Origin of the sequence: Vibrio salilacus (genome assembly GCF_002811245.1) — a bacterium.
Lineage (GTDB): Bacteria > Pseudomonadota > Gammaproteobacteria > Enterobacterales > Vibrionaceae > Vibrio > Vibrio salilacus.
Genome location: NZ_NIVQ01000002.1, coordinates 220,957 through 234,785 on the forward strand (window position 1 = coordinate 220,957; position 13,829 = coordinate 234,785).

The 13,829-nt window shown below is 44.5% G+C and carries 11 protein-coding genes and 1 pseudogene; all 12 read right to left on the reverse strand.

Annotated elements, in window-relative coordinates; genetic code table 11:
• Positions 1-27: 27 nt before the first annotated feature.
• Positions 28-306 (reverse strand): LapA family protein, encoded by a 279-nt coding sequence (locus tag CDZ87_RS02400; protein WP_100752013.1) that lies wholly within the window; start codon positions 304-306, stop codon positions 28-30.
• Between the two features lie 142 nt (positions 307-448).
• Positions 449-730: an integration host factor subunit beta gene (gene ihfB / locus CDZ87_RS02405; protein ID WP_100752014.1), complete on the reverse strand. Its 282-nt coding sequence runs from the start codon at positions 728-730 to the stop codon at positions 449-451.
• A gap of 211 nt (positions 731-941) precedes the next feature.
• Positions 942-2,612 carry a 30S ribosomal protein S1 gene (gene rpsA / locus CDZ87_RS02410; protein ID WP_038172931.1) on the reverse strand — a complete coding sequence of 557 codons (1,671 nt, stop codon included), beginning with the start codon at positions 2,610-2,612 and terminating at the stop codon, positions 942-944.
• A gap of 102 nt (positions 2,613-2,714) precedes the next feature.
• Positions 2,715-3,395, reverse strand: coding sequence for a (d)CMP kinase (cmk, locus tag CDZ87_RS02415; protein WP_100752015.1), 681 nt, complete (start codon positions 3,393-3,395; stop codon positions 2,715-2,717).
• A 141-nt stretch (positions 3,396-3,536) separates the two neighbouring features.
• Positions 3,537-3,830: a ComEA family DNA-binding protein gene (locus CDZ87_RS02420; RefSeq protein ID WP_100752016.1), complete on the reverse strand. Its 294-nt coding sequence runs from the start codon at positions 3,828-3,830 to the stop codon at positions 3,537-3,539.
• 139 nt (positions 3,831-3,969) lie between these two features.
• A complete protein-coding gene (gene ppiD / locus CDZ87_RS02425; protein ID WP_100752017.1) occupies positions 3,970-5,826 on the reverse strand; it encodes a peptidylprolyl isomerase in 1,857 nt (618 codons plus the stop codon).
• Between the two features lie 177 nt (positions 5,827-6,003).
• Positions 6,004-6,282, reverse strand: coding sequence for an HU family DNA-binding protein (locus CDZ87_RS02430; RefSeq protein WP_269376233.1), 279 nt, complete (start codon positions 6,280-6,282; stop codon positions 6,004-6,006).
• 187 nt (positions 6,283-6,469) lie between these two features.
• Positions 6,470-8,821: an endopeptidase La gene (gene lon / locus CDZ87_RS02435; protein WP_100752018.1), complete on the reverse strand. Its 2,352-nt coding sequence runs from the start codon at positions 8,819-8,821 to the stop codon at positions 6,470-6,472.
• 129 nt (positions 8,822-8,950) lie between these two features.
• A complete protein-coding gene (clpX, locus tag CDZ87_RS02440; RefSeq protein ID WP_100752019.1) occupies positions 8,951-10,234 on the reverse strand; it encodes an ATP-dependent protease ATP-binding subunit ClpX in 1,284 nt (427 codons plus the stop codon).
• Positions 10,235-10,299: 65 nt separating this feature from the next.
• The gene (gene clpP, locus CDZ87_RS02445) at positions 10,300-10,926 is read right to left on the reverse strand and encodes an ATP-dependent Clp endopeptidase proteolytic subunit ClpP (RefSeq protein WP_038172938.1); all 627 of its coding nucleotides are present in this window, start codon (positions 10,924-10,926) and stop codon (positions 10,300-10,302) included.
• 105 nt (positions 10,927-11,031) lie between these two features.
• On the reverse strand, positions 11,032-12,336 hold the full coding sequence (tig, locus tag CDZ87_RS02450) for a trigger factor (RefSeq protein WP_100752020.1): 1,305 nt from the start codon (positions 12,334-12,336) through the stop codon (positions 11,032-11,034).
• Between the two features lie 930 nt (positions 12,337-13,266).
• Positions 13,267-13,761, reverse strand: a pseudogene (dctP, locus tag CDZ87_RS02460) (TRAP transporter substrate-binding protein DctP); the annotation flags it as partial.
• Between the last annotated feature and the right edge of the window lie 68 nt (positions 13,762-13,829).

Below are 13,829 nucleotides of genomic sequence, written 5' to 3' on the forward strand. Positions count from 1 at the left end.
GAGTAATAGCCTACCTAAATACGACTGCTAAGCTTTACCTTGAGATGGTTCACTTGTAGCTGGAGAAAGTTTATTGAGTTTTTTCCTCAACTTGCGCACTTGAAGCTGAGACTTTAGGTGTAAGCTACCAAAGACCAACCATGCTAACGCAAAGCCAACGACAAACACGACACCCAACAGTGTTGAAAGATGAAAGTCACCTTGTGCAAGTAGGTAGTTAAAAGTCACCACCACTTGATTCTGGGAGCCGAGTGCCAGTGCAATTAAAAATAGGGCCAGTACGAGAACGATTTTTATAATTTTCATAGTCCATCACCTAAGATAAATTCCGCCGTTACGATTATGCAGGAAAAGCGCCAAACAAACCATGGTTATCTCTGCTAATTCGAAGGATAAAAAAGCGGCATACGTTATGTATGCCGCTCTCAAATCAGTATGTTACTGCTCTTTAATCAAGATTTACGCGTTCACGTAACTCTTTACCAGGCTTAAAGTGAGGAACAAACTTACCTTCTAATTCAACCCTTTCACCCGTTTTCGGATTACGTCCAACACGCGGTTCTCGGTAATGCAAAGAAAAGCTGCCGAAACCACGAATCTCGATTCTGTCACCGGCTTCTAGTGTTGACGCCATATGCTCTAAAATATCTTTTACAGCATCCTCTATCTCTTTTGCAGACAGGTGCGTCTGTTCAGCACAGAGTCTTTCGATCAATTCAGACTTAGTCATAGTTGTCCTCATAGAGTAATTTATCACTTATTATAGTAAGTAATACCAGTTCCAACAAACACTTGACTTACATTTTAGACAATATTTGAGCAATGTGTGCAAAGAAAAAGTGCTTTTTCTTGAGCGACTTGTAGAGATTGGTATTACCACTATTTAAAATTAAAATATAAAAAAGGAGCCTTACGGCTCCTTTAACTTAAAAGCGAAACAATTATTCGCCTTTAGCTGCTTTGAAAGCGTCAGCCATAGCGTTACCGAATGAAGCATCATCTGCTTTGTTCAGTGAAGCCATTGCTTCTTGCTCGTCAGCTTCGTCTTTAGCTTTGATAGATAGGTTGATTACGCGGTTCTTACGGTCTACACCTGTGAACTTCGCTTCAACACTGTCACCAACACTCAAGATTAGAGAAGCGTCTTCGATGCGGTCACGAGCAACTTCAGAAGCGCGGATGTAACCTTCTACGCCTTCTTCAAGCTCGATAGTTGCACCTTTAGCGTCTACTGCTGTAACAGTACCGTTAACTAGAGCACCTTTCTTGTTGTCTGCAACGTAAGCATTGAATGGGTCATTTTCCATTTGCTTAACGCCTAGAGAAATGCGCTCACGCTCAGCGTCTACTGCTAGAACAACTGCAGAGATTTCGTCGCCTTTCTTGTACTCACGTACCGCTTCTTCACCAGCAACATTCCAAGAAATGTCAGATAGGTGAACTAGACCATCGATGCCGCCGTCTAGACCGATAAAGATACCAAAGTCAGTGATAGACTTGATCTTACCAGTTACTTTATCGCCTTTAGCTTGCGCTTCAGCGAATGACTGCCATGGGTTAGCTTTACACTGTTTCAGACCTAGAGAGATACGACGACGTTCTTCGTCGATTTCAAGAACCATAACCTCAACTTCGTCGCCAACATTAACAACTTTAGATGGGTGAATGTTCTTGTTAGTCCAATCCATTTCAGAAACGTGTACTAGACCTTCAACGCCTTCTTCGATTTCAACGAAACAGCCGTAGTCAGTTAGGTTAGTAACGCGACCAGATAGTTTGTGACCTTCTGGGTAACGCTTAGCGATTGCTACCCATGGATCTTCGCCTAGTTGCTTAAGACCTAGTGATACGCGAGTACGCTCACGATCGAACTTAAGAACTTTAACTTGGATCTCGTCACCAACGTTAACGATCTCAGAAGGGTGCTTAACGCGCTTCCAAGCCATGTCAGTGATGTGTAGCAGGCCGTCAACGCCGCCTAGGTCTACGAATGCACCGTAGTCAGTAAGGTTCTTAACGATACCTTTAACTTCTGCGCCTTCTTGTAGCGTTTCTAGAAGCTCATCACGCTCAACACTGTTCTCAGACTCGATTACTGCACGACGAGAAACAACTACGTTGTTACGCTTCTGGTCAAGTTTGATAACTTTGAACTCTAGCTCTTTGTTTTCTAGGTGAGCAGTGTCGCGGATTGGGCGAACGTCTACTAGAGAACCAGGAAGGAAAGCACGGATACCGTTTAGTTCAACAGTGAAACCGCCTTTAACTTTACCGTTGATGATACCAACAACAGTTTCAGCTTCTTCACAAGCTTTCTCAAGTACGATCCAAGCTTCGTGACGCTTCGCTTTCTCACGAGAAAGTTGAGTTTCACCGAAACCATCTTCAACAGCGTCTAAAGCTACGTCTACTTCAGCGCCAACTTCAACTTCAAGTTCGCCAGCAGCGTTCTTGAACTGTTCAGCAGGGATAGCAGATTCAGACTTAAGACCAGCATCAACAAGAACGAAACCGTTCTCGATAGCGACTACAGTACCTTTAACGATACTGCCTTGTTGGAATTCGGTTTCGTTTAGAAACTCTTCAAAGAGTTGAGCAAAAGATTCAGTCATTATTTAATCTTCAATAAATTAAACGTCCACGGGTATCCTACCGCGTGGGGTTATTAAATTCGCCAGTCATCATCCTTGCGACCAACGCTCTTACCTAGCAGCCTATGCTACTAGCTTCGATTCGATATATTGTAGTGCTTTTTCTACCACTTCGTCGATACTCATCGTAGTAGAATCAAGCAAAAGCGCATCCTCAGCAGGGCGTAATGGCGCTACTGGGCGGTTACGATCTCGATCGTCACGCTCTTGGATCTCGCTCAAAAGGTCGTCAAATCTAACATCTAACCCTTTGCCTTGCAACTGTTTAAGGCGACGGCTCGCACGCTCTTGCGCACTCGCATCAAGGAAAATCTTTACTTCTGCTTGTGGAAAAACCACTGTGCCCATGTCGCGTCCATCCGCGACCAAACCTGAGCCATCAGCAAACGCTCGTTGACGACGCAGTAGCGCTTCTCTTACACGTGGTAGTGCCGCCACTTTTGATGCCGCCATACCGGTAACTTCTTTACGCAGTTCACTCGAGACATCTTCACCTTCAAGGATCACTTTTACCAAGTCACCTTCAGCAATGAATTGAACATCTAAATGGGTCGCAAGAGGAACCAGTGCATCTTCAGACTCTAAATCGACACCATGGTGAATGGCTGCAAGCGCAAGTACGCGATAGATCGCACCAGAATCTAGTAAGTGAAAACCTAGCTGTTTGGCTAGTAGCATACAAAGCGTACCTTTACCGGCACCGCTCGGTCCATCAACGGTGACCACCGGTGTATGAGACGACATGTTTTACTCCATGTTGGTTGCGCGTCAAAGCTTAATGCTGAGACCCTGTTCGGCGTGAAATTATAGAGGTAAACGAGTGTAGGTTCTAGGCAGGATCGAAGTGAATTAAAAAAAAGAGCGCCCTCGCGCTCTTACGTACAGTTATAGCTCAATCCGGTTGCGATTTTTTTCAACGATGGATGGCCCGATCCCTTTTATCGCCGTGAGTGCATCAGCACTGGTAAAGTCACCATTGTGCTGACGATAATCGATAATCGCTTGCGCTTTTTTTAGTCCAATCCCCTTTAACAGATCCGCTAACTCTTGCGCACTGGCTTGATTAATGTTGACCGTGATTTCAATACCATCATATTTAGGGTCTACATCCTGCTGTTGCGAGAAGCTTAACGGGCTGACACAGAACAAAACAAAAGCCAGCAAAACAGTTTTAATCATTTGGATATTCCTCTTTGGTGTGAAGTCCATTGAGACTATCCTGATTGGTGAAAAAGCAACACGTCTGAGAGACAAAATAAAACGAACTGCCGAAGCAGTCCGTTTTTTATCGATGTATCAATTACATTATCTATTGCGATCAGTTCACAACGTAGTACTCGATATCGATGGTCTTACGTAAAATACTGACTAGACCCGATACATCTTGCTGAGAGTTGACCTGAGTGATCTGAGCACCAATCTGCTGGTTATACTGCGGATCAAAATCAGCAGCAACCTTAGTTAGCTCAACGATAACGATGTCACCATTAAGATCCTTGGCTGACGCGAACTCAGCTTGTCCCTCTGCAGGTTTCGCCATAGAGAAGATAACATCGGCTAACGGAGAGCTGCGATCAAGCGTTTCAGCCTCGCTGAACGCCAAATCGTTCTCAACAAGAGAAGACTGCTCACCTTGCTTAAGGTCTTCAATCACCGTTTGCGCTAACTCCATCGCAGCTTGTTCACCTTTGATATTCGCCAGTGATTGAGTCGCCTGTGAACGAACCTCTTCAAATGGAAGCACGGTTTCATCACGACTCTCTTCTACACGCAAGACGAGCACGTGCTCTGGTGCAACTTCAATCACTTCAGAGTTTAACCCATCTTCTTTGACTTCAGGGCTTAGAATCGCCTGCATCACCGCCGGCGCTTTCAATAGCTCAGGGGCATCAGATTCAGAAATAAAGTCTGTCGTTTGGATCTTAGCATTAATCGCCATTGCTGCATCGTCGAGAGAGTCTGGATATTCAAAAGCAATGCGCTCAAGTTCACTTTGCAGTTCATAGAACTTATCAACAGCGCGCTGATCCTTAAGCTCTTGCTTGATGTCGGAGGCAACGTCTTGGTATGGCTTAGCCACTGAATCTTTCAACTCGTCAAGCTTAATGATGTGGTAACCAAAGCTCGATTTAACCAAGCCTGTGGTATCACCAACATTTTGTAGACCAAATGCGGCTTCTTCAAACGTAGGGTCCATGACATCACGCTCAATCCAACCTAGCGATCCTCCTTGTGACGCACTGCCAAAGTCATCGGATTTCTCTTCAGCCAAGGCGGCAAAATCGGCACCCGCGTTTAACTGATCTAAGATAGCTTGCGCTTTTGCTTGGTCATCACCTTCAATCAGAATATGGCTGACACTACGCTGCTCTTCAGACGAATATTTTTCTAGATGCTCTTGGTAGTATTGCTGAGCTTCTTCGTCTGACACTTCGAACGCTTGTTTCAACTGTTGCGCAGAAAGTTCGATGTAAGCAACTTTGGCTTGTGCCGGACGAGTATAACGCTCAGCGTTTTGTTGATAATACTGTTCAATTTCTTGCTCAGACAGTTCCGCTTTAGCGGCAAAATCTGCACGTGATAACGTGATTTTCTTAATGTCACGAGTTTGAGTCAGTAGTTTACTTTGCGCTTCCACTTCGCCAGGCAGTGAAAAGTCACTCGCTTGGATAGCCGTTAGCAGTTGATTGCGTACCAAATCACGACGAAGGTACTCAGCAAAGCTCTCAGGAGAGAACCCCGCACGACGCAACGCGGTTTGGTAGATGTCTTGGTCAAACTGGCCGTCGACTTGGAATTGAGGCATCTCTAGGATCAGCGTTCTTACCTGAGAATCACTGACACGTAAACCTAATGACTCTGCATGCTGTTCTAGCAATAAATCGTCAACCATACGATCAAGAACAGACTTGCGGAAAGACTCAACATAACTTGGATCGGCAAGCAGGTTAGAGAAGTAATCACCAAGCTGAGCCTGCATACGATTACGTTCATTTTGATAAGCTTGCTCAAACTCACCACGACCAATCTCAACATTACCTACTTTTGCTGCTGCATTGTTAGAGCCACCGATAATGTAGCTACCAACTCCCGCGAACACAAAAGACAGGATGATAAGCCCTAAGATAATTTTAACCGCGATGCTATTAACGCCTTCGCGTAATCGGTCCATCATACTTAAACTACTCTCCGCTTATACAACGCACTCAAATGCTGCTTTAGCCAGTGCGACGTACATTACTAAATTAAAAATCTGGATAGCGCGATAATATCAGAAAAAGAAATGCGCATCAGTATGATGCGCATAATTTAAAAAGGTTCGAAAAAATACGTCTAAATGACGATTTTTTGATTAATTGCAAGAATCTTTTAGAGCTTTACCCGCTTTAAATGCTGGTACTTTTGCTTCAGCGATTTGGATCTCTTCACCCGTCTTTGGATTACGACCTGTGCGTGCAGCACGAGTGCGAACGCTGAATGTACCAAAGCCAACTAGAGCAACTTGGTCACCTGATTGCAGAGTCTCGCCAACTGCTTCGATGAATGCGTCTAGAGCACGACCTGCAGAAGCTTTAGATAGATCTGCATTTTCTGCGATTTTTTCTACTAATTGTGTTTTATTCACTGTGATTCCCCTTTGCGCCACCTGGTTGTATTTTTATAGGTGGCTATACGTTCCATTTCGTTTCAAATTAGCGACAAACCCTTACAATACAAGGCTTGAAGCTATAGTCGCTAACGTTAGCGCCCAAAAAAAACGCTGACAAGCCTTTTTATGCTTATCAGCGTAATCTTTTACTTATTTTTGCTGCACATCACTATTTTTCGATGGCAAACTCAACACCTGACGGATCTTTTTCCAATGCAACTTTCAAGACTTCGTCAATCCAACGTACTGGAATAACAGTAAGATCAGCGATAACGTTGTCTGGAATCTCTTCCAAATCACGCTCGTTGTCTTTTGGAATAAGCACCGTTTTGATGCCACCACGGTGTGCCGCTAGCAACTTCTCTTTAAGGCCGCCAATCGGAAGCACTTCACCACGTAGGGTAATTTCCCCAGTCATTGCGACTTCAGCTTTAACCGGATTACCAGTTAGGCTCGATACTAAAGCGGTACACATTGCGATACCCGCACTTGGACCATCTTTTGGTGTCGCACCTTCCGGCACGTGAACGTGAATATCACGCTTCTCATAGAAGTCGGTGTTAATTCCTAACTTCTCAGCACGCGAGCGAACCACGGTCATCGCAGCTTGAATCGACTCCTGCATCACATCGCCCAGAGAGCCTGTTTGAGTGAGCTTACCTTTACCTGGCATTGATTGCGTTTCGATAGTCAGCAGATCACCGCCCACTTCCGTCCAAGCTAGACCAGTAACTTGGCCGATACGGTTGCTGTCTTCCGCTTTACCAAAGTCGTGGCGTTGGACCCCTAAGTACTCTTTGAGGTTATCCATGTTGACTGTGACTTTCTTCAGCTCTGGTGCCAGAAGAATGTTTTTAACCGCTTTACGACAAATCTTAGAAATTTCACGCTCTAGGCTACGTACCCCAGCTTCACGGGTGTAGTAACGGATAATGCCAATGATGGCTGAGTCTTCAATTTCGATTTCACCCGTTTTCAAGCCATTACGCGTAATCTGCTTTTCTACTAAATGGCGCTTAGCAATATTGAGCTTTTCGTCCTCGGTGTAACCTGACAGACGAATCACTTCCATACGATCCAGCAGTGGGCCAGGTATGTTCATCGAGTTAGACGTCGCAACAAACATCACATCAGAGAGATCGTAGTCAACCTCAAGGTAGTGGTCGTTAAATGCATTGTTCTGTTCAGGATCAAGTACTTCCAATAGAGCAGACGAAGGATCGCCACGCATGTCCGAAGACATTTTGTCAATCTCATCGAGTAAGAACAGCGGATTCTTAACGCCAACTTTCGACATTTTCTGAATCAGTTTACCAGGCATCGAGCCGATGTAAGTACGACGATGTCCACGAATCTCCGCTTCATCACGCACGCCACCAAGTGCCATGCGGGTGTACTGGCGACCTGTTGCTGCTGCAATTGAACGACCTAATGAAGTTTTACCGACACCAGGAGGCCCAACAAGACAAAGAATCGGCCCTTTGAGCTTATTGATTCGGCTTTGTACCGCGAGGTATTCAAGAATGCGTTCTTTGACTCGCTCTAGACCATAATGATCTTCGTTAAGCACTTTTTCCGCTTTGGCGAGGTCTTTCTTCACTTTAGAGCGTTTGTTCCAAGGTACGCCAAGCATCCAATCAATATAGCCACGTACCACTGTCGCTTCGGCCGACATCGGCGACATCATCTTCAGCTTTTGCAGTTCTTGCTCGGTTTTCTCGCGCGCTTCTTTTGGCATCTTAGCATCGATGATTTTCTGCTTAAGCGTTTCAAATTCATCAACACCATCTTCGCTCTCACCCAGTTCTTTCTGAATCGCTTTCATTTGCTCATTCAGATAGTACTCACGTTGAGATTTTTCCATCTGTTTCTTAACGCGGGTACGGATGCGCTTCTCAACTTGAAGTAAGTCGATTTCAGACTCCATTTGACCCATTAAGAACTCAAGACGCTCACTCACTTCAACCAGCTCAAGTACTCTCTGTTTGTCAGCCAACTTTAATGGCATGTGCGCCGCGATGGTATCAGCCAGACGCGCTGCTTCATCAATACCATTGAGTGACGTTAGCACTTCAGGTGGAATCTTCTTGTTAAGCTTAATGAAGCCTTCAAACTGATTAATAGCACTACGAACAATCACTTCTTGCTCGCGCTCATCCAGCTCAGCCGTTGTAAGGTACTGAGCCTCAGCGTAAAAGAAGTCATTTTCGATAAAGTGGTTAATTTTGGCGCGTTGCTGACCTTCTACTAGCACTTTCACCGTGCCGTCTGGCAGTTTCAGTAGTTGTAGGATGGTGGCAACGGTACCCACTTCAAACATATCTGCCTGATTTGGCTCATCAGTATCCGCTTCTTTTTGCGCTACTAATAACACTTGCTTGTTGTTATCCATCGCCGCCTCTAAACAGGCGATCGACTTTTCACGACCAACAAACAAAGGAATTACCATATGCGGGTAAACGACTACATCCCTTAGAGGTAGTACGGGGATCTCGATACGTTCGGAACGTTCCAAGTTCATATGCTTCTCTCTTCCGCTTAGTCTTATGAGCAGTATATGGGGGCTAATTAATTGGATTCAATGAAAGAATAAAAAAAAGGGAGTAAATGATTACTCCCTTTTTATCCGTATCTAAATCTGTGATTTAGATTATGATTCTGCGCCTGCAGCTTGATTATCTGAGTTGCTATAAATCAGCAGAGGCTTAGATTCACCTTTAATCACTGACTCATCAATAACGACTTTACTTACGTCTGTCATTGATGGCAGTTCATACATGGTTTCAAGCAACACGTTTTCTAGAATTGAACGTAGACCACGGGCACCTGTTTTGCGCTCCATCGCTTTTTTGGCGATAGCACGTAGGGCGTCTTCACGGAATTCGAGTTCAGCATCTTCTAGTTCAAACAGCGCTGCGTATTGTTTGGTCAGGGCATTCTTGGGTTCACACAGAATCTGAATCAGTGCGTCCTCGTCGAGCTCTGTCAACGTCGTTGTTACAGGCAGACGACCAATAAACTCAGGGATAAGGCCATATTTAACCAAATCTTCGGGTTCGACTTGAGTGAACAACTCACCCACAGTTTTGGTTTCGTCTTTTGAACGAACTTCGGCACCAAAGCCAATGCTTGTGCCTGTCGCAACACGCTGCTCAATCACTTTATCGAGACCGGCAAAAGCACCACCACAAATAAATAGAATCTTAGAGGTATCTACTTGGAGGAACTCTTGTTGTGGATGCTTACGACCACCTTGAGGTGGAACCGAAGCAACCGTGCCTTCGATCAATTTCAATAGCGCTTGCTGAACACCCTCACCCGACACGTCACGCGTGATCGATGGGTTTTCAGCTTTACGAGAAATCTTGTCGATTTCATCGATGTACACAATACCACGTTCCGCTTTAGCGACGTCGTAATCACATTTTTGCAGCAATTTCTGGATGATGTTTTCGACATCTTCACCAACGTAACCCGCTTCTGTTAGCGTGGTTGCGTCAGCCATTGTGAATGGTACATCTAGGAAACGAGCTAAAGTCTCTGCCAACAGTGTTTTACCACTACCAGTTGGACCAATAAGAAGAATGTTACTTTTACCAAGCTCAACACCTTCGCTCGTTGTGTCTCCATTTCGTAAACGCTTATAGTGGTTATAAACGGCTACTGCTAACACTTTCTTAGCGTAATCTTGACCGATCACGTAGTCATCAAGATGTTCACGAATATCGCGAGGCACAGGAAGCGCTTCGGATTGTTTCTTTGGTAGAACATCTTTAATTTCTTCACGAATAATGTCGTTACACAAATCGACACATTCGTCACAAATATAGACTGACGGACCAGCGATTAGCTTGCGAACTTCGTGCTGGCTTTTGCCGCAGAAAGAGCAGTAAAGAAGCTTACTACTACCGCTCTCTTTGCTTTTATCTGTCATTCGCTAACCTCTTAGCCTTTACTGATATAAATTGAGTGTATATCAATATACCCCAATCTTGCTAGTTATTCGCCGCGTTGAGTCAGAATTGCATCGACTAAACCGTATTCCACAGCTTGATCTGCTGCCATAAAGTTATCGCGGTCAGTATCACGCTCAATCACTTCTAGTGGCTGGCCGGTATGCTCAGCAAGAAGTTTATTGAGTCTTTGTTTAATGGTCAGAATTTCTTGGGCATGGATCTGGATATCAGATGCCTGACCTTGGAAACCACCCAATGGTTGGTGAATCATCACACGTGAGTTAGGTAAAACGTAACGTTTACCTTGAGCACCACCTGCGAGCAGAAAAGCACCCATTGAACAAGCTTGTCCCATACAAACCGTGCTTACATTTGGCTTAATAAACTGCATGGTGTCGTAAATAGACATACCTGCTGTTACGCTGCCACCTGGCGAGTTAATGTAGAGGAAAATGTCTTTGTCTGGGTTTTCAGATTCAAGGAAAAGTAGCTGAGCCACGACAAGATTTGCCATCTGATCTTCTACTTGACCGGTTAGGAATATGACACGTTCTTTAAGCAAACGAGAGTAAATGTCGTAAGAACGTTCACCACGGGAAGTCTGTTCAACCACCATTGGTACTAGCGCGTCTAAAATTGGTGACATTGCATTTTTTTCTTGGTAGCTCATATTGTTATGTCCCTAAAATAAATGGCCCGGATGAAGTATTTCATACGGACCATTGTTAGCAGAATAGTTAACGTTAAGTCAACCTTCTAAGCACTATATTGCTTATTACGCTGCTGGCTGCTGGTTCATTAGCTCGTTGAAGCTAACGGCCGCGTCAGTCACCTGAGCTTTCGCAATGATAGCGTCAATTGCTTGCTCTTCTAGAGCAACGTTACGCATGTTGTTCATCATTTGCTCGTTTTGCTCGTAGTAAGCAACGACTTCTGCTGGATCTTCGTATGCTGTCGCCATCTCTTCGATGATAGCTTTCACTTTTTCGTCGTCCGCTTTTAGCTCTTCAGACTTGATCACTTCACCTAGAAGCAGACCAACAACTACGCGACGTTTAGCTTGCTCTTCGAACAATTCGCGTGGAAGCTGCGCTGCTGCTTCAGGGTTACCGCCAAAGCGTTGCGCAGCTTGCTGACGTAGCGTACCGATCTCTTGATCGATAAGTGCGGTAGGAACATCGATGTCGTTCTCTTTCACTAGGCCGTCAAGCGCTTGCTCTTTGATACGGTTTTTGATCGCTTGCTTAAGCTCACGTTCCATGTTCTTACGAACTTCTGCTTTAAGTGCATCAATACCACCTTCAGCTACACCGAACTTAGAAACAAACTCGTCGTTTAGTTCTGGTAGCTCACGCGCTTCAACTTTGTTTACTTTGATAGCAAACTTAGCCGCTTTACCTTTTAGGTTTTCAGCGTGGTAATCTTCAGGGAATGTCACATCGATTTCGAATTCCATACCAGCAGTCTTACCTGCGATACCATCTTCAAAACCTGGGATCATACGACCTGCACCCATTTCTAGTGGGAAGTTTTCAGCTTTACCGCCTTCAAACTCTTCACCGTCAATAGAACCAACGAAATCAATGGTCGCACGCTTGCCTTCGCCAGCAGCTTCTTCAACTTCAACCCAAGCAGCTTGCTGCTTGCGAAGTGTGTCGATCATCTCTTCAACGTCAGCATCTTGAACTTCAGTTGTTGGTTTTTCAACAGTGATCTTATCAAGACCTTTCAGCTCAACTTCTGGGTAAACTTCAAAAGTTGCAGTGAAAACTAGGTCTTGACCTTCATTGTTCTCTACTGGAGCGAAAGCTGGTGCGCCTGCTGGGTTGATTTTTTCTTTAACGATCGCTTCGATGAAGTGACGTTGCATTACTTCGCCCATCACGTCTTGACGTACTGCTTTGCCGTACATCTGCGCAACCATTTTTAGCGGCACTTTGCCTTTACGGAAACCATCGAAACGACGGTTTTTTGCGATGTTGCGTAGTTCAGCTGTTACAGCATCTTCGATGTTTGCAGCAGGAACAGTAATGTTTAGACGACGCTGTAGGCCCTCTAGCGTTTCAACAGTAACTTGCATTATTCATTAACCTCAAAACTGGCTCAGATTACTGAGCTTATGTGCTCCACTCGTATTATAGAGAGAACCCATCCTTGTATGTACTCTATGAGTACTCTTGATAAATCGAGTATCGGAAACTAAGCCATCTTAGTTACCGGACTAATCAGCGATATCTTCTCGAACAATCGTCGCTAAAGGTATCTCCGATTAGCCTCAGGATTAAAAATTTAGACGCAGCATTCTACCGAGCAGATCGATAGCTGTCGAGCCGATCGCAGAGATCGCCACGCGATAACCCTAAAAACTCACTTAACTGCTAAAAAAAACACCAATTACGGTTTCTTTGCACTCAGAAATGGGGACATTAAAGTCTTTTTCAAGAGAAACTAATGTTTTTTTTGAGTTTAAAGACAAAAGTCGATCTAAGTCCGGTTTTATCCCTCAATTTATCAATGCCCCTAAACACATTTGTAACAAAACCCTTTACGCTATAGCCAGTTAAAGAAGTCATTCAGGGATTGAAATGCTAACGTTTCGTCGCAGCAAATTTACTCTGCTGGTGCTGTACGTTTTTGTCGTTATCGGTGGCTCAATTTGGTTTTGGCAATCAAGTCAAAACAGGCAGTTAGCAAACCATCAAGAACAACTAGAACGTTTTGCGGAGTACATTTCTAGTAAACTCGATAAGTATGTGCATTTACCGCAGTTAATCGCCAAAAACCCCGCTCTAGTTGCCGCTCTCCAGTCGACGGACGCTTACCTGCTTGATGAATATGACAATACCATTGCGTCAAGCAACGATAACTGGTTGTTTAAAAGTTTAACCCCTCTTTCTGAACAAGATCGTTTGGCCATTCTTAATAGTCGTCAGTACTTAGATCAACCGATTCGTTCAATGAATCTTATTGGGGATATAAGCCAAGAACATGCTGAATTAAAAAACCCGACGTCCTCGGGAGAGATAAGTGGCTGGTTAGCCGACATCTGCTTCATGCCATTATGCCAAAACGCCAAGCCTTGAAGGCCACGGCGACGCATTGCATTCTTGAGCTGTTCACCTGCTTGTGAATTTTGGAAACGGTCAACCGCTTCAACATCTTCAAACAAGAAAGGCAGATCGAAGATACGGTATTTTTTAGTGAACTTTTCAAACTTTGATAAAGAAGGGGCAGCAAGTTGCACATCACCATTAAGCAGCGCTTCAAGCACTTTATCATCATCATAAAGCGTTGAGTTTGGGAAAACCTGTATGCACATTTTCCCATTCATCTCTTCGTTGACACGCTTTTCAAGTAATGAAGCCGCGATTCCTTTCGGGTGTTTATCTGTATTCGTTACATGGCTGAACTTGATGACCGTTTCACCCGGGTCACAGTTCGCCGCAGCATTAAAACTGGTCACAGCAAGAATTGAAGCAGATAGTAAGGTCAATGGCTTAAGCATTATTATTCTCCTTGTTAAATGAACAACCCCATCACTGGGTGTTGATATTTATATAAGGGCAATAACCA

What these genes read in the sequence shown, in the direction of transcription:
- CDZ87_RS02400 (WP_100752013.1), bottom strand. Translation starts at nt 306, where the DNA reads ATGAAAATTATAAAAATCGTTCTCGTACTGGCCCTATTTTTAATTGCA.
- ihfB (WP_100752014.1), bottom strand. Translation starts at nt 730, where the DNA reads ATGACTAAGTCTGAATTGATCGAAAGACTCTGTGCTGAACAGACGCAC.
- rpsA (WP_038172931.1), bottom strand. Translation starts at nt 2,612, where the DNA reads ATGACTGAATCTTTTGCTCAACTCTTTGAAGAGTTTCTAAACGAAACC.
- cmk (WP_100752015.1), bottom strand. Translation starts at nt 3,395, where the DNA reads ATGTCGTCTCATACACCGGTGGTCACCGTTGATGGACCGAGCGGTGCC.
- CDZ87_RS02420 (WP_100752016.1), bottom strand. Translation starts at nt 3,830, where the DNA reads ATGATTAAAACTGTTTTGCTGGCTTTTGTTTTGTTCTGTGTCAGCCCG.
- ppiD (WP_100752017.1), bottom strand. Translation starts at nt 5,826, where the DNA reads ATGATGGACCGATTACGCGAAGGCGTTAATAGCATCGCGGTTAAAATT.
- lon (WP_100752018.1), bottom strand. Translation starts at nt 8,821, where the DNA reads ATGAACTTGGAACGTTCCGAACGTATCGAGATCCCCGTACTACCTCTA.
- clpX (WP_100752019.1), bottom strand. Translation starts at nt 10,234, where the DNA reads ATGACAGATAAAAGCAAAGAGAGCGGTAGTAGTAAGCTTCTTTACTGC.
- clpP (WP_038172938.1), bottom strand. Translation starts at nt 10,926, where the DNA reads ATGAGCTACCAAGAAAAAAATGCAATGTCACCAATTTTAGACGCGCTA.
- tig (WP_100752020.1), bottom strand. Translation starts at nt 12,336, where the DNA reads ATGCAAGTTACTGTTGAAACGCTAGAGGGCCTACAGCGTCGTCTAAAC.